At 68.5% G+C, this 21842-nt stretch carries 23 protein-coding genes and 1 tRNA gene; 11 read left to right on the top strand and 13 right to left on the bottom strand.

The window, feature by feature from the left end; translation table 11 throughout:
- Positions 1–86 precede the first annotated feature (86 nt).
- Positions 87–1796: an aminotransferase class V-fold PLP-dependent enzyme gene (locus EV647_RS08675; protein ID WP_134000764.1), complete on the top strand. Its 1710-nt coding sequence runs from the start codon at positions 87–89 to the stop codon at positions 1794–1796.
- A gap of 21 nt (positions 1797–1817) precedes the next feature.
- Here the strand turns inward: EV647_RS08675 and EV647_RS08670 are convergent, their stop codons facing one another.
- On the bottom strand, positions 1818–2927 hold the full coding sequence (locus tag EV647_RS08670) for an ankyrin repeat domain-containing protein (protein ID WP_238177105.1): 1110 nt from the start codon (positions 2925–2927) through the stop codon (positions 1818–1820).
- Between the two features lie 119 nt (positions 2928–3046).
- Positions 3047–4000, bottom strand: a complete 954-nt coding sequence (locus EV647_RS08665; protein WP_134000762.1) for an SMP-30/gluconolactonase/LRE family protein — start codon at positions 3998–4000, stop codon at positions 3047–3049.
- A 143-nt stretch (positions 4001–4143) separates the two neighbouring features.
- Here EV647_RS08665 and EV647_RS08660 point away from each other — a divergent pair, with 143 nt between their 5' ends.
- From EV647_RS08660 to EV647_RS08650, 3 genes are read left to right on the top strand one after another with little or no spacing between them, the layout of a single operon-like run.
- Positions 4144–5331 carry a sensor histidine kinase gene (locus EV647_RS08660; protein ID WP_238177104.1) on the top strand — a complete coding sequence of 396 codons (1188 nt, stop codon included), beginning with the start codon at positions 4144–4146 and terminating at the stop codon, positions 5329–5331.
- Positions 5328–5948 carry a response regulator transcription factor gene (locus EV647_RS08655; protein WP_134000758.1) on the top strand — a complete coding sequence of 207 codons (621 nt, stop codon included), beginning with the start codon at positions 5328–5330 and terminating at the stop codon, positions 5946–5948. The genes EV647_RS08660 and EV647_RS08655 overlap by 4 nt, the downstream gene beginning before the upstream one ends.
- A gap of 13 nt (positions 5949–5961) precedes the next feature.
- Positions 5962–6954 (top strand): cation diffusion facilitator family transporter, encoded by a 993-nt coding sequence (locus tag EV647_RS08650; RefSeq protein WP_202876078.1) that lies wholly within the window; start codon positions 5962–5964, stop codon positions 6952–6954.
- On the opposite strand, the gene EV647_RS08645 is transcribed toward EV647_RS08650, so the two are convergent.
- Positions 6951–7301, bottom strand: a complete 351-nt coding sequence (locus tag EV647_RS08645) for a thioesterase family protein (protein WP_134000756.1) — start codon at positions 7299–7301, stop codon at positions 6951–6953. The genes EV647_RS08650 and EV647_RS08645 overlap by 4 nt on opposite strands.
- Before the next feature lie 35 nt (positions 7302–7336).
- Between EV647_RS08645 and EV647_RS08640 the strand changes: the two genes are divergently transcribed.
- Entirely contained in the window at positions 7337–7948 is a 612-nt protein-coding gene (locus tag EV647_RS08640; protein WP_238175223.1) for a MarC family protein, read from the top strand.
- Positions 7949–7999: 51 nt separating this feature from the next.
- Here EV647_RS08640 and EV647_RS08635 read toward each other — a convergent pair whose 3' ends face one another.
- From EV647_RS08635 to EV647_RS08615, 5 genes are all read right to left on the bottom strand, one after another.
- Positions 8000–8773 carry a hypothetical protein gene (locus EV647_RS08635; RefSeq protein WP_134000754.1) on the bottom strand — a complete coding sequence of 258 codons (774 nt, stop codon included), beginning with the start codon at positions 8771–8773 and terminating at the stop codon, positions 8000–8002.
- Positions 8774–8787: 14 nt separating this feature from the next.
- On the bottom strand, positions 8788–9276 hold the full coding sequence (locus EV647_RS08630) for a SigE family RNA polymerase sigma factor (protein WP_134000752.1): 489 nt from the start codon (positions 9274–9276) through the stop codon (positions 8788–8790).
- A gap of 507 nt (positions 9277–9783) precedes the next feature.
- Positions 9784–9856: transfer RNA gene (locus EV647_RS08625), tRNA-His, on the bottom strand.
- Positions 9857–9935: 79 nt separating this feature from the next.
- Positions 9936–10556 (bottom strand): oligoribonuclease, encoded by a 621-nt coding sequence (gene orn, locus EV647_RS08620; RefSeq protein ID WP_134000750.1) that lies wholly within the window; start codon positions 10554–10556, stop codon positions 9936–9938.
- A gap of 51 nt (positions 10557–10607) precedes the next feature.
- The gene (locus tag EV647_RS08615; protein WP_134000748.1) at positions 10608–11525 is read right to left on the bottom strand and encodes a trans-aconitate 2-methyltransferase; all 918 of its coding nucleotides are present in this window, start codon (positions 11523–11525) and stop codon (positions 10608–10610) included.
- A gap of 77 nt (positions 11526–11602) precedes the next feature.
- On the opposite strand from EV647_RS08615, the gene EV647_RS08610 reads away from it, so the two are divergent.
- Positions 11603–12082, top strand: coding sequence for a GNAT family N-acetyltransferase (locus tag EV647_RS08610; protein WP_238177103.1), 480 nt, complete (start codon positions 11603–11605; stop codon positions 12080–12082).
- A gap of 22 nt (positions 12083–12104) precedes the next feature.
- On the opposite strand, the gene EV647_RS08605 is transcribed toward EV647_RS08610, so the two are convergent.
- Together EV647_RS08605 and EV647_RS08600 are read right to left on the bottom strand one after the other, a co-directional pair.
- On the bottom strand, positions 12105–12308 hold the full coding sequence (locus EV647_RS08605; protein ID WP_130381366.1) for a cold-shock protein: 204 nt from the start codon (positions 12306–12308) through the stop codon (positions 12105–12107).
- 211 nt (positions 12309–12519) lie between these two features.
- The gene (locus EV647_RS08600) at positions 12520–13074 is read right to left on the bottom strand and encodes a dihydrofolate reductase family protein (RefSeq protein ID WP_134000746.1); all 555 of its coding nucleotides are present in this window, start codon (positions 13072–13074) and stop codon (positions 12520–12522) included.
- A 179-nt stretch (positions 13075–13253) separates the two neighbouring features.
- On the opposite strand from EV647_RS08600, the gene EV647_RS08595 reads away from it, so the two are divergent.
- Both EV647_RS08595 and EV647_RS08590 read left to right on the top strand, forming a co-directional pair.
- Positions 13254–14225: a 2-dehydropantoate 2-reductase gene (locus tag EV647_RS08595; protein WP_134000744.1), complete on the top strand. Its 972-nt coding sequence runs from the start codon at positions 13254–13256 to the stop codon at positions 14223–14225.
- A 160-nt stretch (positions 14226–14385) separates the two neighbouring features.
- On the top strand, positions 14386–15420 hold the full coding sequence (locus EV647_RS08590) for a LacI family DNA-binding transcriptional regulator (RefSeq protein WP_134000742.1): 1035 nt from the start codon (positions 14386–14388) through the stop codon (positions 15418–15420).
- A gap of 150 nt (positions 15421–15570) precedes the next feature.
- Here EV647_RS08590 and sucD read toward each other — a convergent pair whose 3' ends face one another.
- Together sucD and sucC are read right to left on the bottom strand one after the other, a co-directional pair.
- Positions 15571–16464: a succinate--CoA ligase subunit alpha gene (gene sucD / locus EV647_RS08585; protein WP_134000740.1), complete on the bottom strand. Its 894-nt coding sequence runs from the start codon at positions 16462–16464 to the stop codon at positions 15571–15573.
- A 15-nt stretch (positions 16465–16479) separates the two neighbouring features.
- Positions 16480–17625, bottom strand: coding sequence for an ADP-forming succinate--CoA ligase subunit beta (gene sucC / locus EV647_RS08580; protein ID WP_134000738.1), 1146 nt, complete (start codon positions 17623–17625; stop codon positions 16480–16482).
- Positions 17626–17878: 253 nt separating this feature from the next.
- On the opposite strand from sucC, the gene EV647_RS08575 reads away from it, so the two are divergent.
- Together EV647_RS08575 and EV647_RS08570 are read left to right on the top strand one after the other, a co-directional pair.
- Complete coding sequence (locus tag EV647_RS08575; protein ID WP_134000736.1) at positions 17879–19222, top strand: MFS transporter; 1344 nt, start codon at positions 17879–17881, stop codon at positions 19220–19222.
- Between the two features lie 38 nt (positions 19223–19260).
- A complete protein-coding gene (locus EV647_RS08570) occupies positions 19261–19791 on the top strand; it encodes a hypothetical protein (RefSeq protein WP_134000734.1) in 531 nt (176 codons plus the stop codon).
- On the opposite strand, the gene EV647_RS08565 is transcribed toward EV647_RS08570, so the two are convergent.
- Positions 19743–20000, bottom strand: a complete 258-nt coding sequence (locus EV647_RS08565; protein WP_134000731.1) for a hypothetical protein — start codon at positions 19998–20000, stop codon at positions 19743–19745. The genes EV647_RS08570 and EV647_RS08565 overlap by 49 nt on opposite strands.
- A gap of 122 nt (positions 20001–20122) precedes the next feature.
- On the opposite strand from EV647_RS08565, the gene EV647_RS08560 reads away from it, so the two are divergent.
- Positions 20123–21832 (top strand): thiamine pyrophosphate-binding protein, encoded by a 1710-nt coding sequence (locus EV647_RS08560; RefSeq protein WP_134000729.1) that lies wholly within the window; start codon positions 20123–20125, stop codon positions 21830–21832.
- Positions 21833–21842 lie beyond the last annotated feature (10 nt).

The raw sequence follows: 21842 nt of genomic DNA, 5'->3' as shown, positions 1-21842 counted from the left end.
CTCCTCGCCGTCGACTGGCACCGACCCTATCCAGAGGGCACCCGGTCAGGACGAGACGCAGATCACTCCTGGCCATACTCTGAGACATGAACATCCAGGAGATGCCGCCGGAGTCGCCGTTGCTGCGGCGGATCCGGGCGTCGGTGATCGGTGACGACCAGGTGATGCCGGGTCCGTACGGTCCGCGCCGCGTCACGTACGCCGACTACACCGCGTCCGGGCGGGCCTTGACCTTCCTGGAGGACTTCATCCGCGAGGAGGTTCTCCCGCGGTACGCGAACACTCACACCGAGTCGAGCGGGACCGGTCTGCAGACGACCCGGCTGCGTGAGGACGCCCGGCGCATCATCCACAACAGCGTCGGCGGCGACGACGAGACCGCGCTGATCTTCTGCGGCTCCGGCGCGACCGGGGCGATCGACAAGCTGATCGGGATCATGGGCCTGCGGATCCCGGCCGAGCTCGACGACAGGTATCACCTGACCGACCAGATCCCGTCCGAGCAGCGACCGGTCGTCTTCATCGGCCCGTACGAGCACCACTCGAACGAGCTGCCCTGGCGCGAGTCGATCGCCGATGTCGTGGTGATCTCCCAGGACGCGGACGGTCATATCGACATCGACCAACTCGAGGCGAGACTGCAGGAGTACGTCGACCGCCCGCTGAAGATCGGCTCGTTCTCGGCGGCGAGCAACGTCACGGGCATCGTCAGCAACACGCAGCGGGTCTCCGCTCTCCTGCATCGGTACGGCGCGCTGTCGTTCTGGGACTGCGCCGCGGCCGCGCCGTACGTCGAGATCGAGATGTACGGCGGACGCGACCAGGACCCGTTGTCGTACAAGGACGCGATCTTCCTCAGCCCGCACAAGTTGATCGGCGGTCCGGGGACGCCCGGCGTACTCGTTGCGCGCCGCGAACTGCTTCGCAACCGGGTGCCCGACGTACCGGGTGGGGGCACCGTCGCGTATGTGAACCCGCTCGAGCACCGGTACCTGGACGATCCGGTGCACCGCGAGGAGGGCGGGACGCCGGCGATCATCGGGTCGATCCGGGCCGGGCTGGCGTTCCAGCTGAAGCAGGCCGTCGGAATCGACGTGATCCGCGCGCACGAGGACGCCTACCTGCGGCGCGCGGTCGAGGCGTGGACGGCGGAGCCGAACCTGCAGATCCTCGGCAACCTGGACGCCGAGCGGCTGTCGATCGTGTCGTTCGTGGTGAAGGCGCCCTCGGGCCGGTACCTGCACCACAACTTCGTGGTCGCGTTGCTCAACGACCTGTTCGGTATCCAGTCCCGCGGCGGCTGCTCGTGTGCGGGCCCGTACGGTCACACCCTGCTCGGGATCGACCTGGACCGGTCGCACGAGTTCGAGGAGGAGATCCTGCACGGCTGCGAGGGGATCAAGCCCGGCTGGGTGCGCGTCAACTTCAACTACTTCATCTCGGACGCCGTCTTCACGTACGTCGTCGAGGCCGTCAAGCTCGTCGCCCGCGAGGGCTGGCGGCTGCTCGGCGACTACCGCTTCGACCCGGCCAACGGCCTGTGGCGACACCACCGCGGGCCGGTGGAGCCGCCGATGCGGCTGTCGCAGGTCGGGTACGACGCCGACGGCAAGCTCAGGTATCCGCGCCACGACCACACGGCTCCCGAGTCCGCCCTTGACGATTACCTCACCGAGGCCCGTGACCTGTTGTCCACCTGTCAGCAGAACCTCACCGATCCCGAGGGCCGGGTCAACACCGATTTCGACCACCTCCGCTGGTTCGAACTCCCGTCCCGCTGCCTCACCCACGACTGAAGGCGTCGCACTGCGCGACTTCTAACGGGCCTCGGCGGCGCGGAGGGTCTTTGCGATCTCGTCGTAGCCGCGGGACTCGGCGTGCCGCAGTGGGCTGACGCCCTCGGCGTCCGCCAGGTTGGGGTCGGCGCGGGCGTCGATGAGGATCTTGACGATGTCCTGCCACTGCTGCGTGCCCTTGCCGAGGATGATCGCCTCGAGCAGAGCCGTCCAGCCGAGGTTGTTCACGTGGTTGACGTTGATCTTCGTCTTGACGACCCGCCGGACGTAGTCGACGTGGCCGCGCTCGCTGGCCGGGATGACCGAGACGCCACCGAAGCGGTTCCGCAGCGTGAGGTCCGGGTTTGCGGGCAGCAGCGTCTCCAGCATCGCGACGCTCCCGGTGACGCCAGTGACCAACCAGGCAGAGTCCTGCCGGTCGTCCTGTGCGTCGGGGTCGGCACCGAGCGCGACGAGCAGCCTGGCGACCTCGACCCGGTAATTGAGCGAGGCGAGCAACAGCGCCGTACGGCGATGGTCGTCGCGGGACTCGATCGGCGCACCGGCAGCGAGTGCCGCGGCGACCTTGTTGGCGTCGCCTGATGCCGCAGCGGCCAGCAGCGCTTCGACCGCGGCGCGGGTGTCTCGGAGCTCGCCCGCAGTGTCGAGTACGGCGCTCACCGCTGTCTGGCCGCGGTCCTTTGCGGCCTGCATCGGGGTGGCACCGTCGCGGACAGCCGGCTTGGTGCGGTCCGCCCCGCCGGCGATCAGGAGCCGCACGGTGTCGACGTAGGCCGGCGTGCCCTTGCCCAGGATGACTGCCTCGTGCAGGGCGGTCCAGCCGAGGTTGTTGACGTGATTGACCGCCACGCCGGCCTTGATCAGTCGGCCGACCACGGCGGCGTGACCACGCTCGGCCGCCCGGATCAGCGCCGTACCGTCGTAGCTGTCGAGACTGCGGACGTCGGCACCGTGAGCGAGGGTCAGATCGAGGAGCTCGAGGTAGCCCTCGCTGGCGGCGATCAGGAACGCGCTCTGGACGGTGTCGTCGACCGCGTTGACGTCCGCGCCCGCGGTGATCAGGCGCTCGGCCTCGGCCACGTCGTTCTTCCAGGCGGCGGCGATCAGCTGACTGTCGAGGGTGGACGGCACAGCGGCGCTCCTAGAGGGCGAGCTAGTAGGTGAGGCAGCAGGCGTGCTGCGGGTCTCAGTGGAACATGCGGTGGTCACCGCCATCAGCAGGACGGCGCCCACGGCGATCGGAGGTCGCTTCATCGGCGCGGATTCAGGGTGATGACCTGGTACGGCGGGACCGCGGTCGCCTCGTCGAACTTGCTGTCGACCACCAGCAGCCGTCCCTGGGCGAGCTTCGCGGTCGTCAGCACCCGGTCCGGGTCGGTCGGCGTCGCGGACACGAGCCGTGCGGTCCGGCCGTCGGCTGACAGCCGCAGCGTGCTCAGCACCTTGGAGAAGTTGCGCACGACCCAGAGGCTGTCGCCCTGCTGGACGAGGCCGTCGGCGTTCACGAGGTCCGCGCGGCCGGTGTCGATAGTGGTGGCCTTCGCGGTCCGCAGGTCGAACCGCCACAGCTTGCCGACGTTGCTCTGGGCCACGACCAGCGCCCTGCGGTCCGGCGAGAGCACGATCCCGCCGAGGTTGAAGCCGGTCGTCGTTTCGATCGTCCCGGTCGCGTCGGCCCAGGTCGTGACGGTCCACCGGCCGTGCTGCTCGGCGACCCGGAAGATCTGCGGAGCGTTCGAGTTCGTGAAGTACGCCGCGCCGTCCGGACCGATCACGAGGTCGTTCAGGAACGCGTTCGGTACGCCGGTCCGCAGCGCGGCGAGCAGCTGCCCGTCGCGGTCGTACACCCACAGGTCCGGCGCGCCCGGGTGGTCGATCCCGTTCGGCCCGCCGGCGACGTACACCCGGCCCTGGGAGTCGACGTTCACACCGCGGGCGGTCCAGCGGCCGTCGGTGCCGTCGCCCTTCAGCCACTCGACCGCGTCGCCGGAGCGGAGCAGGCCGCGGTGGATCTCACCGCCGGTGGTCTCGGACACGTAGTAGTTCTTGGTACGCGCGTCGTACCCGATGCCCTCGAACTTCGACCCGCCGGCGTCACCAGGCAGCTCGTAAGTGGTGGGCCGTGCGGCGAAGGCCGTCGAGGCGCCGGCGCCGAGCAGAGTGGCGGAGAGCGCGAGGGTGGCGGACAGCGAACGGACAGACATCTAGGCCCCTAAACGGTCGGTGGATTTCGAGCTGCCTCCAGCGTCCGTCCGTCGGGCTGTCGGTACGACGGGTGTTCGGCCACCAATCCATAGCCGAACGGATGATTCGGAACCGGGTCTACGCCGCCTACGATCAACTGAACATGTCTACTGCACACACCCCGTCGATCCTGAGTCATGCGACCCGGCTGGTGACCGCACTGCACGCGGCCCTGGTGGTTCTCGTGCTGGCGTCGGTGGTCCGGTACCTCACCGGTCACGGGTTCGACGACCGCGGACCGTGGGTGCTGGTCGGGGCAGTGGTCCTGCTGGCGACGTACGCCGCCTACAGGGTGCTGCCCAGCCGGGTCTGGCTGGCGTTGCTGGTCGTGGAGTGGTGTGTGCTGGTGTTACTGGCGCCGTCGTTCGCTTGGTGCGCGGTGCCACTGTCTTTTGTTGCCCTGCGCATCCTGTCGTTCCGGCCGGCCTGTGTGGTCGTTGCGGGCATGGTGGTGGTCACCGTGGTGCAGTGGACCCGGATGACCGACCGCCTGGACCCGACGATCGTGCTGGGCCCGGTCTGCGTCGCAGTGCTTGCCGTGGGCGCCTATCGAGCGCTGGAGCGGGACGCACTGGCCAGACAGGCGCTGCTGGACGAGCTGCACGCAGCACAGGGCGATCTGGCCGACGCACAGCACCAGGCCGGTGTCATGGCCGAGCGGGCGCGGCTGTCGCGCGAGATCCACGACAGCGTGGCGCAGGGCCTGTCGAGCATCAACCTGCTGCTGCAGGCCGCAGAACGCGAGTGGGACGACAGACCGGCCGCTGCACGCGAGCACGCAGCTCAGGCTGCTGCTACGGCACGCGACGGACTCGACGAGGCCAGGAGGGTGGTCCGCGACCTGGCACCGGCAGAGCTCGCTGGTGGTCTACCGGAAGCGCTCCGCAAGACGTGTGAGCGTTTGATGGCCCACACAGACATCAAGGTCAACGTGCAGGTGCACGGAACGCCGGTCACGCTCGACTCGGAGGTGGAGACAGCACTGCTCCGCACGGCCCGCGGCGCCCTCGCCAATGTCCTCGAACACGCGCACGCGAAAGCGGCCGTGGTGACACTCACCTACCACCCGGACGCGGTGGTTCTCGACGTTGTGGATAACGGCCGGGGACTTCCGCGATCTCATGTCAAGATCGATTCCGACCGCGGCCACGGACTGGCCGGAATCCGGGAACGGCTGAGACAACTGGGAGGAACGCTGGTGCTGGAGAGTGAACCGGGAGACGGTACGGCGCTGGCCGCATCGATCCCGCTGCCAACGATGGCGCCGCCAACGACACCGGAGCGCCCGTGATCCGGGTTGCTCTGGTCGACGATCATCCCGTGGTGCGCGCGGGAGTTCGGGCGCTGCTCGAAGGGCAGGACGACCTGACCGTCGTCGGCGAGGCATCCGACGCGCACAGTGCCCAGCAGCTCGTCGCGGCCCTGCACCCGGACGTCGTTCTGATGGATCTCAACCTCGGGCCCGGCGCCGGCGGGGCCGAGGTCACCGCGCGCCTGCGCGCTTTGGCCGAGCCGCTGTACGTGCTGGTGCTGACGACGTACGACACCGAGGCCGACATCATGAGCGCGATCGACGCGGGGGCCTCCGGCTACCTGCTGAAGGACGCGCCGCCGGAGGACCTCTTCCGCGCGATCCGCGGCACCGCCCGCGGCGAGACAGTACTCGCCCCGGCCGTCGCCGCACGGCTGGTACGACGATCCGGCCCGACGCTGACCGAGCGCGAGGTCGAGATCCTCGGCCTGCTCGCCACCGGCAGGTCGAACCGCGACCTGGCCAAGAAGCTCTATGTCAGTGAGGCGACGATCAAGTCCCACCTGGCGCACATCTACTCGAAGCTGGAGGTGGACACCAGAGCGGCGGCCGTGGCACGCGCGATCGAACAGCGCATCATCCGGCCGGTCAGCTGAGTAAGGTCTGACTGTGAGCAGCTCGGAGGACGACGCATCCGGGGGCGAGAGCCTTCTGACAGTGCTGGTCGCGCTCGCGGCGAACCTGCTGATCGCCCTCGCCAAGACCGTGGTCGCCGTGATCACCGGGTCTGCTTCGATGACGGCGGAGGCGGCGCACTCCTGGGCCGACACCGGCAACGAGGTGTTCCTGCTGGTGGGGGAGCGGAGGGCGCGGAAGCCGGCCGATCAGTCGCATCCGCTCGGGTACGGGCGGGTCGGGTACATCTGGTCGATGTTCGCCGCGTTCGGGCTGTTCACGGTCGGCGCCGCGGTCTCGGTGTGGCACGGCATCCAGTCGCTGCAGCACGGGGATGCAGAAGGTACGTCGTACGGCTGGGCGTACGCCGTGCTCGGGGTCTCGTTCGTGCTCGAGGGGATCTCGTTCGCGCAGGCGCTGCGGCAGACCAAGGCGGGTGCGCTGGAGCGGATGCTGCGCCCGTGGCGGTACGTGCGGCTGACGTCAAACCCGGTGCTCCGGGCGGTGTTCGTCGAGGACCTGTCCGCGCTGATCGGCATCCTGATCGCGGCGCTGGCGATCCTGCTGCACCAACTGACCGGTAACGCGGTCTGGGACGCGATCGGCTCGATCGTGGTCGGGATCCTGCTCGGTTGTGTCGCGCTGTTCCTGATCGGCCGGAACATGGACTTCCTGACCGGTGAGGCGGTCACGCCGCTGGCCCGGAACCGGGTCCTCCGCGCGCTGCTCGCGCACCAGGACATTGAGCGCATCAGCTTCCTGCACATGGAGTGGGTCGGCGCCGACCGGATCTTCCTGGTCGCCGCGGTCGACGTCGTGGGCAACGACGTCGAGTCCGAGGTCGCCGCCCGCCTGTACGCGATCGAGGACGCGCTGAACGCCCGCCCGGAGATCCAGCAGGCGATCCTCACACTCTCCCGCCCCGGTGACCCGACGAGCCTCGAGCCCGGCGAGCTACCGCGCTGGTACGTCGAGCGACCCGTCTAGGGCACGTTCGCGAGGAAGCGTTCGCGGTCGACCACGACGCGTTCGAGCTCGCCGTCCGCGATCAGTTGCCCGGCCGAATTGGTGGCGCGGACCTGGAAGCGCAGATGGCGGCCGTCCACCTCGGGACCGTCCGCGACGACGTCCACGGTGTCGCCGACCCGGGTCGGCAACCGGTGGCGGACGCGTACCGACGTACCGACCGACGTCTGGCCGGGACCGAGCGCGCTCAGAGCTAGCTGGGCAGTCGTGTACTCCAGCCAGGTGATCAGGCGGGGGGTCGCGAGGACCTCGACGTCGCCGCTGCCCACAGCGAGTGCGGTGTCGGCGGCAGTCACCTCGTGGCGCACGGCGGGTCCTCTCTGAGCCGTGTACGCTCCCGACCGTGGAGCCCGTACACGTTGCGGTTTCGGCGTTGGCTGCATTGTTGCCGATCATGAACCCGATCGGCGCGCTGGCCACCTTCGCAGGTCTGACGGAGGGCGTCGACCGCGCCGCGATGAAGCGCCAGGCGGTGATGACCGGCGTCTACGTCCTGGCGATCCTGACCGTCTTCGCCCTGTTCGGCACGCTCGTGCTGGAAGGGCTGGGCATCGGTCTGCCCGCGCTGCAGATCGCCGGCGGTCTGGTGGTCGCGCATTCCGGCTTCGGGATGATCGTGGCCCGGCAGACCCTGACCGAGGACGAGAAGACGCACGGGTCGATCAAGCCGGACGTGTCGTTCTCGCCGATGGCATTGCCGCTGATCGCCGGACCGGGCGCGATCGGCGTGGTGATCGCCCTGACCGCACGGCACCCCGGGATCACCAACCGGCTGAGCGTGATCGTGGCGTCGGTCGTGATTGCCGCTCTTGTGGCGGCCCTGTTGCGCTTCGGTACGCCGCTCGTCGACAAGCTCGGCCCCACGGGCCTGGGCGCCCTGAGCCGCATCATCGGCTTTCTGACGCTCGCTATCGGCGTCGAGCTGGTAACCCACGGCGTACTCGCGGCGAAATAGCGAGCCCACCGCGTCCCTCCGACGAGGGGACGCGATGGGCTCATCGCACCTCTACTTCATGCCCTTCGAGGGGGAGACCGGAGGGAGTTTCCAGGCCTTGCTCTTCGCGAGGGCCGAGAGGTCCTCGACAGAGAGGAGGGGCTTGGGGCGGGTGTGCTGCTTGCCCTTCTCCGCCGGGCCGTTGTAGCTGGTGAGGTTGATGTTGCGGCCGTCGCGACGGAACAGGACCACGTAGTTGCTGACGACGCCGTACTCCGCCTGACGGCTGTCGGAGTACACGGGCGACTCCTTGGAGACGTAGAGGACCGACCCATCAGGCAGTGTGCTGCACCCCGCGCGCTTGGGGACGCACGGGTTCTGCTCGCCGCCGCCAGAGAGCAGTACGTCGACGCGGGCGGCGCCGTGACCGTCATTGACGACGTACGCCGCACCTGCGAAGTCGCCCTCGCCCCAGGTCTCGGGGTTCGAGAAGGTCCGGCCAGGCGCCGCGACCAGCCCCTTCAGCGTCGCCAGCGTCTGCTTCAGGTTCACCCCCGCGGGCTTGGCCGTCGGGGTGACCTTGGCCGACGGCTTTGCCGAGGGCTTGGCGGTCGGCACGGGCGAACCGGCGACCGCGGCGTTCGTGGGGGAGCCGGCCAGCTGGATCCCGCCCGCGATCAGCCCCGCGGTGGCCAGCACGGCCCCAGCACCGGAGGCCGTGGCGATCGCCGTACGCCGACGGCGCAGCCGCAGCCCCTGCGCAACGCTGCGTTCCAGCAGATCGGGTGTGACCGGCTCGAGGTTCTCGGTGGCCCGGTGCATCAAATCGGTGAGTTGGGTGTTCATGATTCTCCTCAGGCTCAGAGCGCGATCAACTGGTCGGCACCGTCACCGAGAACCGCCCGCAGACGGTCCAGGGCGCGGGCGGTGCGAGTGGTGATCGCACTGGTCTTCTTGCCAAGATCGAGCGCCACCTGCTCGACGCTGCGATCTTCGAAGAACCGCAGCACCAACACGGCCCGATCCAACGGCGCCAGCTCCGCCAGGGCACTCTGCAAAGCCATCCGCAGCTCCGGATCCCCGACCCGCTCGGCAGTCTCCGGCAGCTCAGCGGTAGGCCGCTCCGACCAGCTCTTACGCCGCCGCTGCGAGATGTACGTCCGCACCAGAGCAGTCCGCGCATAAGCAGCAGGACTGTCGATCCGCTGCCAGACCTTCAGCAGATTCGCGAGCGTCTCCTGCACCAGATCCTCAGCATGATGCCGATCCCCAGCCAGCAACCAAGCAGTCCGGTACAGCCGCGGTATCTGCACCCGCGCGAACTCCTCGAAGTCCTCAGTCGTACCCATCCACACCTCCTGTAGGCGCCTCTGCCACAAGAGACGCACTGAGGAGACGCTCAGATCACACCCAACTCAGAACACCTTCGAAAGAACCCAAACCGAGAACGCCAAGACCCCCACCACAAACGTCACAAGTACAACGACCGCATACCCAAACCACGCGCTCCCGCTCAACTTCACCAGAACATCCTCCCACGCGAGCTATCACCTACAGGCGAACTGGACCACCGCACCCGAGCGAACCGCCCAACCCAACCCCGCACCCGAGCGAGCCGCCGAACTGAACCCCCGCACCCGAGCGAACCGCCGAACTGAACCACCGAAGCCGAGCGAACCGCCGAACTGAACCACCGAAGCCGAGCGAACCGCCGAACTGAACCACCGAAGCCGAGCGAAGCGAAGGCGAAAGGGGGTGCGGGTGGCGGAGCCCCCGCCGGCGGCAAGCGAAGCGCAGCCGCACAAAATGACGAAGCCGACCAGGCCCGCGCTCTCCGCGGGCATGGCCGGCCATCGGGTGAGTGACGGGACTCGAACCCGCGACCACCTGGACCACAACCAGGTGCTCTACCAGCTGAGCTACACCCACCATTGCCGTCCGAACCGCGACGGCTGAGCAATCATAGCGACGAACTGTCCGGACCAGAAATCGAGGGCGGATCCGCAGGTCAGGCGCCGGTTGTGCTGTCCTCGGCGGGTGCTGCGACGAGGCTGGCGGCGGCCCGGGCGGTGCTGGAGTCGGGGCCGGGCTGCGGGACGAACACGGTCTCCCGGTAGTACCGCAGCTCGGAGATGCTTTCGGTGATGTCGGCGAGGGCGCGGTGGTTGCCGGTCTTGGCCGGCGTCGCGTAGTACACGCGCGGGTACCAGCGGCGTACCAGCTCCTTGATCGAGCTGACGTCGACGTTGCGGTAGTGCAGGTGGGATTCGACGCGCGGCATGTCGCGGACCAGGAAGGTCCGGTCGGTGCCGACGGAGTTCCCGGCGAGGGCGGCCTTGCGGGGCTCTTTGACGTACGACGTGATGAAGTCGAGGACCTGTTCCTCGGCGTCGGCGAGCGGGATGCCGCTGGCGAGCTCTTCGAGCAGCCCGGACGCGGTGTGCATGTCGCGGACGAAGTCACCCATCTGTTCGAGCGCGGCCGGTGGCGGCGCGATCACCAGGTCGATCCCGTCGCCGAGCACGTTCAGTTCGTAGTCGGTGACCAGGACCGCAACCTCGATCAGGGCGTCGTTTGCCAGGTCGAGGCCGGTCATCTCGCAGTCGATCCACACCAGCCGGTCGTTCATGGGCACCCACCTTACGGTGGCGGGCCGACAGTGCGGCGACGGCGTGCCTTGTCAGCGCGGCGCGTGCCCCAGGTGGACGCTGCGGACGGACAGTACGGCGAGGTCGGTGCGCCGCCCGAGGTAATGCGCGCTCGAGGGGTCCAGCAGCTGCCGCCAGGCGTCCAGATCCTCCGGAGCCAGCCATTCCTCGTCAGAAACCACGTGCCCATGACCGTGCCCATGACCGTGACCGTGACCGTGACCGTGATCGGAGCCGTGATCGGCGCCGGTGAGTCGCTCGATCCGCGTCCGGAACGCGCGTACGACGCCTTCGAGCCGCTCGGGCGGCAACGGCGCCGGCACCTCGGTCAGTACGCTCCGCGTGGTCGCCTCGGTCAGCCCGGCCCGGGTCAGCGCCTCGGTCCACCCGTACGGCATCGGCACCGACCGCGGCAGTGAGTCCCGCATCACCTTGAACCACCGGTCCTGGGCCAGGTCGAGCCGCAGCTCCAGCCCGGGCTCACCGACTCCGAGGTCCCACGGGAGGTGCCGCGCGGGCAGCCCGCCCTCAGCGAGCGCGAGCCGTCCGCCAGGCGCGAGCAGCGATGCCAATGCGTCCACAGCGGCCTGCTGGTCGGCAGCGTGGTGAACGGAGGCGGATGCCCAGATCAGGTCGGCCGGAGCGTCGATTGCCCGGCGCAACGGTTCCGCCCCGTCGTCCATCGACGCCAGCTCACACCGCACGAGGCCCGCGGTGTGCTCCCGCGCCTGCTCCAGTACGTCGGGATCCGCATCGATGGCCACCACCGTCGCGCCGGGCAACGCCTCGGCCAGTGCCTTGGCCATCCCGCCACCGCCGCAGCCGATGTCCGCGACGACCTTGTCGCCGTCCCGCACCAGACTGCGAGCCACTGCCGCGTTCCAGTCGGTCTCGCCCTCGGCCGCCGCGCGCAACCGTCCGGCCTCTCCAGCCCAATCGATCTCGATCATGACGACAGTCTCGTCCTCGCCGCCGACGAAGCCCACGTCATGTTGCCGGTACGGCAAATGGCGTTACCGTTGCGCGGGTGATCGCCACGGACCGCCTCACCCTGCTGCCGCTCGAGGTCGAGTACGCCGAACCGATGGCAGAGGTGCTGTCCGACCCCGCCCTCTACACCTTCACAGGCGGCGAACCGCCGTCCGTAGCGGCTCTGGAGGCACGCTACCGCCGCCAACTGGCCGGTCCGGGACGTCCGGACGAGCAGTGGCTCAACTGGGTGATCAAGTACGACGTCGCGCTGATCGGCTACGTCCAGGCGACCGTCATCGACGGTACGGCGGAGATCGCGTGGGTGATCGGCACCGCTTGGCAGGGCCGCGGGTTCGCGAAGGAGGCCGCCCAGGGGATGGTCACCTGGCTACGGGCTCAGAGAATCGGCCGGATCATCGCGCACGTACATCCGGACCACACCGCATCGGCTGCTGTCGCGGCCGCGATCGGTCTCGCTCGCACCGACGTACTGGAAGACGGCGAGTACCTGTGGAACACGGCAGACCCGGCGTGAGCCGGGTCTGCCGTTTACAGCATCAGACCGGGCGGACGTTCTCCGCCTGCAGGCCCTTCGGGCCCTGCGCGATCTCGAACTCGACCCGCTGGTTCTCGTCCAGGGAGCGGAAGCCCTGCGTCTGGATCGCCGAGTAGTGCACGAATACGTCGGCGCCGCCGTCCTCCTGGGAGATGAAGCCGAAGCCCTTCTCGCCGTTGAACCACTTAACTGTTCCCAAAGCCATGATTTTCTCCTGATACGACAAAACGCCCGGCGGATCACAAATCCGCGGGCGCTTCGACACGAACGTGGAACTGCAAAACTGCTATCGAGCCAAAACCCTAGCACGCTGGATGAGTCGTCAGCCACCCCTCGCCACGCCGTACGTCGTACTCGTCCGGGTGAGCGCTCAGCCGGAGGTCCCCGCGCTCACCCGCGAACGGGTACGGCGGCTGCTAGGGCCGGACGTACGTCGCCAACGATGCCGCGCCGGTCTGGACGACCGAGGCGAGCTGGAAGTGGACGGGTGCGTCGGACGGACCGAACAGCTTCTCGCCGGTGCCGACGACCGACGGGAAGGTCATCAGCCGGTACTCGTCGACCAGATCGGCTGCCTGCAGCGCCCGGATCACGCTGAGACTGCCGGTGACCGCGATGGTCCGCGACTCGGTCCGTACGTAGTCCGTCAGTGAGCCCTCCATGAGGGTCGAGTTGGGGAAGGCCGACAGGTCGGTCAGCGAGTGTGACGCCACGACCTTGGCCATCTTGTTCATCCGGAGCGAGAAGTCGTCGGTGCGGTTCGGCCAGAGCCGGCTGAACAGCTCCCAGGTGGTCCGGCCGAGCAGCAGTACGCCGCTGTCCATCAGTTCGCCGAGCCGGAACTTGTCGCCGCCGACGGTTTCGGGGCCGTGGCGGAACGCCCAGCCGCCGGTCGGGGTACCGCCGGAGCCGTCCGGGTCGGTGACGATGCCGTCGAGGCTGACGAATCCGGTGACGATGACGTGGCCCATGGTTCCTGCTCCTCGTGTCGAGTGATTCACGCCGGTACATACCGCCGAGCAGGCCCCGATTCATCGCCGCGCACCGAACTTTTTTTGGCGAGCGCTTGCCGCGGAGTGTGATCTTGACCGCATTCAGCCTCCAGCCTACTGTATTCGGTATACAAGCCTCCCGGAAGGCAGGGACCCTTATGAGAGTTGCGGTTCTCGGCGCCGGTGCGATCGGTGCGTACGTCGGCGCGGCGCTACACCGTGGTGGGACAGAGGTCCACCTGGTTGCCCGCGGCGCGCATCTGGAAGCGATCCGGTCGGACGGCGTGACGGTGCTCAGCCCACGCGGTGACTTCACGGCCCGGACACCGGCCACGGACGACCCGGTCGCGATCGGCCCGGTCGACTACGTCTTTCTCGGGCTCAAGGCGAACTCGTACGCGAACGCCGGCCCGTTGCTCGAGCCGCTGCTGCACGACCGCACGGTCGTGGTCGCGGCGCAGAACGGCATCCCCTGGTGGTACTTCCACGGTCTCAAGGGCCCGTACGAGGGCCGCCGGATCGAATCGGTCGACCCGGGTGGCGCCGTCACCCAGGTGCTCGACCTCGACCGCGCGATCGGCTGCGTCGTGTACTGCTCGACCGAACTCGAAGGTCCAGGCGTCGTACGGCACCTGGAAGGCACCCGCTTCTCGATCGGTGAACCCGGCGGCGGGCAGTCGGAGCGCTGTACGGCCTTCAGTACGGCGATGATCGCCGGCGGACTGAAGTGCCCGGTCGAGGACGACATCCGCAACGACATCTGGATCAAGCTGCTCGGGAACGCGGCGTTCAACCCGATCAGCGCGCTGGCCCGGGCGACCATGGTGGAGATCGCGACGCATCAGGGCACCCGGCAGATGGTCCGGCTGATGATGGAGGAGTCGCTGGAGATCGCCGCGGCGCTCGGCTGTCACCCGGACATCTCCGTGGAGAAACGGCTCGACGGCGCCGAACGCGTCGGCGGGCACAAGACCTCGATGCTGCAGGACCTGGAGAAGGACAAGCCGCTCGAACTCGACGTCATCCTCGCCGCGGTCGTCGAACTCGCCGACCTGACCGGCATCAAAGCCCCCACCCTACGAGCAGTCCACGCCGTAGCCGACCTACTAGCCAGCAAGATCGGCGTCTAAGCCGGGTGGGTCCGGCAAAACAGCGACGCCGGACCCACCTGTTCCAGTGCGTCCGGCTCGCCGTGCGCGGCGACGTGTTGACGCAAACATGTCTAAACTCCTCCACCACGGGAGGTGCCGGGTGGAAGGAACCTTGGGGAGGCGGCGGCGAGGTCCGTCGATGGCGGATGTGGCGCGACTGGCCGGGGTGTCCGGACAGACCGTGTCCCGCGTCGCGAACGGCCGGCAGAACGTCGACGCGGTCACCCGGGCCCGGGTCAAGGACGCGATGCGCCAACTCGGCTACCGACCCAACGGCGCCGCCCGCGCCCTGCGCAGCGGCGAGTTCCGCAGCATCGGCGTGATCGTCTTCGAGCTCTCCACCTTCGGTACGACGCGGACCCTCGACGCGATCGCCACGGCCGCGACCGCCCGCGGCTACTCGGTCAACTTGATGCCGGTGCTCGCGGTCAGCCGCCAGGCCGTGGCGGACGCGTTCACCAGGCTGGCGGAGCAGGCCGTGGACGGCGTCATCATGATGATCGAGGCGCACGTGCTCGACGACATACAACTGCCCGTGGGCCTGCCGGTCGTGGTCGTGCATGCAGGAGTTCACTACGACCACCCGGTCGTCGACACCGACCAGGCGCAGGGTGCCCGGCTGGCGACCGAGCACCTGCTCGGTCTGGGGCACAGGACGGTGTGGCATCTAGGCGGACCGCCGTCGTCGTTCGCCGCGGACCAGCGCCGCCGGTCCTGGGAGCAGACGCTCCGCGATCACGATTGCGTCGTACCGCCGCCACTCATCGGCGACTGGTCGTCGGCGGCCGGGTACGACGCGGGCTGCCGGCTCGCCGCGGACGAGGCCGTGACGGCGATCTTCGCCGCCAACGACCAGATGGCGCTCGGCCTGCTCCGCGCCCTGCACGAGCACGGCCGGATGGTCCCGGAGGACACGAGCGTGGTCGGCTTCGACGACATGGAAGAGGCGGCCCATTTCTGGCCGCCTCTCACCACAGTCCGTCAGACCTTCGCCGACATCGGCCGCCGCAGCGTCGACACCCTCCTCGCCGAGATCCACGCCACCGACCATCACGCCCCAATAGCAATCCCCACCGAACTGATCATCCGCCGCAGCACCGCTCCACCCCATTCCGGTGATCCCAACCCCTCGCGCCGAGCTGGAGGGTTCCACGGCGGCGCTGGCTTGGTGTGACGTGCAGTTCGACAGGAGGTGCCGGGTGGCCGGCTAGTGCACCTGAGCGTGAACGTGTCCGTGTGTACGGTGTCTCGCCGGTGCTCTACCTGTCGAGCTTGCACATCACGTGGCCGCGAGAAGCCGTGCCGCCATCAGCTGGGAGGTTGGTCAGGCCGGCTGGTGGGTGGAGGAGAGGGTGGTGCGTAGTAGGTGGGCGGTTTCGGTGGGGGTTTTGCCGACGCGTACGCCGGCTGCTTCCAGGGCTTCCTGTTTCGCGGCCGCCGTACCCGACGAGCCCGAGACGATCGCGCCGGCGTGGCCCATCGTCTTGCCCTCCGGTGCGGTGAAGCCCGCGACGTACCCGACGACCGGCTTGGTCACGTTCTCCTTGATGAACGCGGCCGCCCGCTCCTCGGCGTCACCGCCGATCTCACCGATCATCACGATCGCGTCGGTGTCCGGGTCGTCCTGGAACGCCCGCAGCGCGTCGATGTGCGTGGTCCCGATGATCGGGTCGCCGCCGATCCCGATCGCGGTCGAGAACCCGAAGTCCCGCAGCTCGTACATCATCTGGTACGTCAGCGTGCCCGACTTCGACACCAGACCGATCCGGCCGGGTCCCGCGATATCGGCGGGAATGATCCCCGCGTTGGCGCACCCGGGGCTGATGATCCCCGGACAGTTGGGCCCGATGACGCGCGTGCCATTGGCCTGTGCGTGCGCGAAGAACGCCGCAGTGTCGTGAACAGGGACGCCCTCGGTGATCACCACCACCAACGGGATTCCCGCATCGACGGCCTCGATGACGGCTCCGCGCGTGAACCGCGGCGGCACGAACACCACCGACACATCCGCGTCCGCCGCCTTCACCGCGTCCGCGCACGACCCGTACACCGGGATCGAGCGCCGCGCGAAGTCCACCGACTGCCCGCCCTTGCCGGGCGTGACGCCGCCGACGACATTGGTGCCGGCAGCAAGCATCCGGCTGGTGTGCTTCTGTCCCTCGGACCCGGTCATGCCCTGCACGACGACCCGGCTCTTCTCGGTCAGGAATATGGCCATCTCGAACAGTCCCTTCTAGGCGGCGAGTTCGGCGGCACGCGCCGCAGCGCCGTCCATCGTCTCGACCACGGTCACCAGCGGATGGTTGGCCTTGGCAAGGATCCTCCGGCCTTCCTCGACGTTGTTACCGTCCAACCGGACGACCAGCGGCTTGTCGGCCTGATCGCCTAGCAGCGCCAGTGCCTGCACGATGCCGTTCGAAACCGCGTCGCACGAGGTGATCCCGCCGAACACGTTCACGAAGACGCTGCGCACCTGCGGGTCGGACAGGATGATCCCGAGCCCGTTCGCCATCACCTCGGCCGACGCGCCGCCGCCGATGTCGAGGAAGTTGGCCGGCTTCACGCCGTACGGCGAACCCGCGTACGCGACCACGTCGAGTGTCGACATCACCAAGCCTGCGCCGTTGCCGATGATCCCGACCGAGCCGTCCAGCTTCACGTAGTTCAGGCCCTTGGCATGCGCCTCGGCCTCGAGTGGATCGGCGGCCGCCTTGTCGTCGAAGCCGATGTGATCCGGGTGCCGGTACGCCGCGTTGTCGTCGAGCGTGACCTTGCCGTCGAGCGCCTCCAGCGATCCGTCGCCGAGCTTCACCAGTGGATTCACCTCGACCAGCGAGGCGTCCTCGGCGATGAACACGTCCCACAACCGCTGCACCACCACGGACGCCTCGGCCGGGAACCCGGCAGCCGTCACGATCTCCGTGGCCTTCGCCTCGTCGACGCCAATCGCGGGGTCGATCGACACCTTCGCGATCGCGTCCGGGTTGGTGTGCGCGACCTCCTCGATCTCCACGCCGCCTTCGGTGCTGGCGATACACAGGTACTCGCGGTTCGCCCGGTCGACCAAGAACGAGAAGTAGTACTCCTCGGCGATGTCCGCGGCCGGTGCGAGCAGGACCCGCTGCACGGTGTGGCCCTTGATGTCCATCCCGAGGATCTCGGCCGCCTTCGCCTGCGCCTCGTCCGGGGTGGCGGCCAGCTTCACGCCGCCCGCCTTGCCGCGACCGCCGGTCTTCACCTGCGCCTTCACCACCACGCGCCCGCCGAGCTCGCGGGCCGCATCCGCGGCGTCGGCCGCGTCCTCGATCACCCGCCCCAGCGTCACCGGAACGCCGTGCCGAGCAAACAACTCCTTGGCTTGGTACTCCATGAGGTCCACGTCGCCTCCAAGAATGTGTGATGACGACTGTATGCGGTATGCAATCTGTCGACAAGAGTGACGCCTCAGGTCTGGACAGGTCGCAGCCGGAAGGAGTACCACAGACTTCATACGGTATGCAGTAGTCACGGGGCCCCCGGCCTGGACTGAGGAGCGGAGGGAGCGAAGCGACCGGAGCGACGAGGGAAGGCCGGGAGTCCAGGCCCCGTGACGACCGCGCGGATGCGCGGTATCAACAGAGTCAGGAGGCGATATGAATCACGTGACGCCCCGGGATGTGCGTGATGTCTACGGCCGGCGGTACCGGATCGGCGAGGACGCCCGTGAACTGACCGGGCACTCGCGCCGCTGGCAACTCTGGGCGGCCTGGGCCTGCATGGTCGCGATCAGCCCGTTGCAGTACTCGTTCGGTACCGCGGCCCTCGGCCTGGCCTCGGATCGGGGGTGGGGCGCGGCCCGAACCCTCTGGCTGCTCGCGGTCTTCGTCGCCTGCCAAGCACTCGTCGCGATCCCGGCCGCCTGGGCCCATCGGGTACGGCGGGCAACGCCGACGCAGCTCGTCGTGGGCGGTGGGGTGCTCGCGGCGATCGGCCTCGTCATGCTCGCCCACGTGCACAGCTACGCGACGGTCCTCGTCGGTTACTCGCTCCTCGGCGGCACCGGTGCGGGCCTCGTGTACGCCGCGTGCATCACCACGTCGGCGCGCTGGTTCCCGGACCGGCGTACCGCGACGATCGGCTTCGTCACCGGTGGATTCGCGGTCGGCGCCGTACCGAGCATCTTCCTGCTGACGCGGACGGATCAATCGACCGTGTTCGACCTGACCGCTCTGGTGGCGGTGCTGGTCGTCCTGGTCGCCGGTGGCCTGCTGAAGGATCCGCCGCGGCACTGGTGGCCTGCGGAGATCGACGCTCAGGTATGGGCCACCGACCGCAAGCTGAACCGCAGCATCCCGCACAACGCGCCCGCGGTCCGGCAGTACCGTCCGGGTGAGGCGATGCGGACCGGTGCGCTGCCGCTGATGTGGTTGCTGCTAGCAATCAGTACGGCGTTGTCGCTGCTCGGAATCGGCTTCATGGTGAGCTACGGAGTGAGCGCCGATCTCGGTCTCACGACGGCGGCGACGGCGGCCGGATTGCTTGCCGCAGTCAACGGTCTCGGCAGATCGTTCGCAGGCCACCTGTCCGATCGGTTCGGTCGCCGCCGGGTGCTGGCCGCCGTACTGATGATCGAGGGTTTCGCCCATGTCGGACTGGTCGCTGTCGACGTCGGCTGGGCGTTCGTCGTCTGCGCGATGTTCGCGGGCCTGGGAGGCGGTGCGTTCTACGCGATCATGGCCAACCTCGTGCTGGAGTTCTTCGGCGAGAACAGTCTGCTGCAGAACCAGGCCATCCTGTACTCCGCCAAGGCGGCCGGCGGCTTGATCGGCATCGGCGTCGCGGCGTCCGTGATCGCCGTGGTCGGTTACCGACCGTTGTTCCTCGGTGCCGGTCTGCTCGGCGTACTGACTGCGCTGAGTGTGCGCCTCCTCAAACAACCCGGTCGGCCGGCGTTGCCCGTGCGGCCCCAGCTCGGTACGCCGGTGGCGGGCGAGTGAACGGCTACGGGAAGGTTCGGCGACCCGATCCGTGCGTGATGGAACTGGTGTCCCGCCTCGCGCGGGAACCGTGGACGGACCGCCCCGCGTGCGTGCATCCCGTCCTGAGCGCGGTTGCGCGGGCAGCCCACGACCACAGCAGCTCGGCCGGTCGTCGGCACCTGCTGCCGCTCGCGCCACGCTTCATCAACACCAGCAGGGTTGGCTTCGAGGCATCGGCCCGTCTGGTCGCAGTGTGTGTTTCCACTGCGCTCGCGACCGGCGAGCTGACCGGTGACGAGCGGCGGAGGATGGCGAGGGCCCATCGGACAGCGCTGCACCTGCTCGGTACCGAGGAGGATCCTGGTGGAGCGGCGCGCTGGTGGCTGCCCACGCTCGGCCGACTGGGCTGGAGCGAGCCGTTCTACCGCACGTTCGTCGCCACGGAGCAGGCAGCAGAAGCAGTCGCGGTCACCGCTCGGACTGCGAGCGGTGACCGCGACGTACGCCTGCGAAGCCTGCTGAAGCTGTGCCTCGCAACTCAGCCCAGGCCTTCGTGCTCGACGTCTGCCCAGAACTCGGGGTCGTAGTCGTCGTCGGGGATCGCCACCAGTTCGTGCCGGCGCGGGGCTCGGACCTGCTGTTCGAGGCGCCGAAGGTCCGTCGTACACCGCTCCAGATCGTCCAGCAGCCGCAGTACGTCGAGATGCGGACCGACGCGATTTCTCAACGCCATAAGGGCTTTCTCCAGGGCGAGGAGCGCGGCGCGGCTCCGGTCGAGTTCGTCGGAAATCGTCATCACAGCCTCCTGGTGCCGAGCTCTGGACAACCACTACGCCCTGGGATAAGACTACGACTACACCATACGGTATGCAATCTACATCAAGCCGGATCCCGGCCGTTCCGAGGAGTTGACTGCAGATGGCGCAGACAGTGTCGGAGACCCAACCCACAGCGGTGGTCAAGGAGCCGGAGACCATCTCCGGCGGTCACCTCGTCGCGAAGGCCTTGAAGGCCGAGGGGATCGACGTGATCTTCACGCTCTGCGGCGGTCACATCATCGACATCTACGACGGCTGCGTGGACGAGGGCATCGCGGTGGTCGACGTGCGGCACGAGCAGGTCGCGGCGCATGCCGCCGACGGGTACGCACGGGTCACCGGCAAGCCCGGCTGCGCGGTCGTCACCGCCGGGCCCGGTACGACGGACGCGGTCACCGGCGTCGCGAACGCGTTCCGCGCCGAGAGCCCGATGCTGCTGATCGGCGGCCAGGGCGCACTGAACCAGCACAAGATGGGGTCCCTGCAGGACCTGCCGCACGTCGACATGATGACGCCGATCACCAAGTTCGCGGCGACCGTCCCGCACACCGCGCGGGCCGCGGACATGGTGTCGATGGCGTTCCGCGAGTGCTACAACGGCGCGCCCGGCCCGTCGTTCCTGGAGATCCCGCGCGACATCCTGGACAACTCGGTGCCGGTCGAGTCCGCGACCGTCCCCGAGGCCGGGCACTACCGGGCCTCGACGAAGAGCATCGGCGACCCGGCGAGTGTCGAGGCGCTCGCCGACCTGCTGGTGCGGGCCGAGAAGCCCGTCGTACTGCTCGGCAGCCAGGTCTGGACCTCGCGCGGCAGCGACGCGGCGATCGACTTCGTCCGGACGCTCGACATCCCGGCGTTCATGAACGGCTCGGCCCGCGGCACGCTGCTGCCCGGCGACCCGCACCACTTCCACCTGTCCCGGCGGTACGGCTTCAACAACGCGGACCTGATCCTGATCGTCGGCACGCCGTTCGACTTCCGGATGGGGTACGGGCGCCGGCTCCCGAAGAGCGCCACCGTCGTACAGATCGACCTGGACTACCGCACCGTCGGCAAGAACCGCGACATCGACCTCGGCCTCGTGGGCGATCCGGGCGCGATCCTGGCGGCCGTCACGCAGGCCGCGTCGGGCCGGCTGCACAAGACGGATCGCAAGGCCTGGTTCGCGGAGCTGCGGGCCGAGGAGGACGCGGCCTACCAGAAGCGGCTGCCGCGGCAGCTGTCCGACGCGAACCCGATCCACCCGCTACGGCTCGCGCACGAGATCAACGAGTTCCTCACCGAGGACTCGATCTACATCGGCGACGGCGGCGACATCGTGACGTTCTCCGGTGGCGTCGTACAGCCGAAGTCGCCCGGCCACTGGATGGACCCGGGCCCGCTCGGCACGCTCGGCGTCGGCATCCCGTTCGTGCTCGCGGCGAAGTACGCGCGGCCGGACAAGGAAGTGGTCGCACTGTTCGGCGACGGCGCGTTCTCGCTGACCGGCTGGGACTTCGAGACGCTGGTCCGCTACAAGCTTCCGTTCGTCGGTGTCGTCGGCAACAACTCGTCGATGAACCAGATCCGCTACGGCCAGGAAGCCAAGTACGGCAAGGACCGCGGCCGGATCGGCAACACCCTCGGCGACGTGAAGTACGACGAGTTCGCCCGGATGCTCGGCGGGTACGGCGAAGAAGTTCGCGACCCGAAGGACATCGGGCCGGCGCTGCTCCGGGCCCGCGAGTCGGGGCTGCCGTCGCTGATCAACGTCTGGGTCGACCCGGACGCCTACGCCCCCGGAACCATGAACCAGACCATGTACAAGTAGCGGAGGACCG

The organism is Kribbella sp. VKM Ac-2566 (genome assembly GCF_004366005.1).
Classification (GTDB): domain Bacteria; phylum Actinomycetota; class Actinomycetes; order Propionibacteriales; family Kribbellaceae; genus Kribbella; species Kribbella pratensis.
The sequence above is the reverse complement of the archived record's forward strand: the minus strand, read 5'-3'. Positions and strand labels throughout refer to the sequence as shown.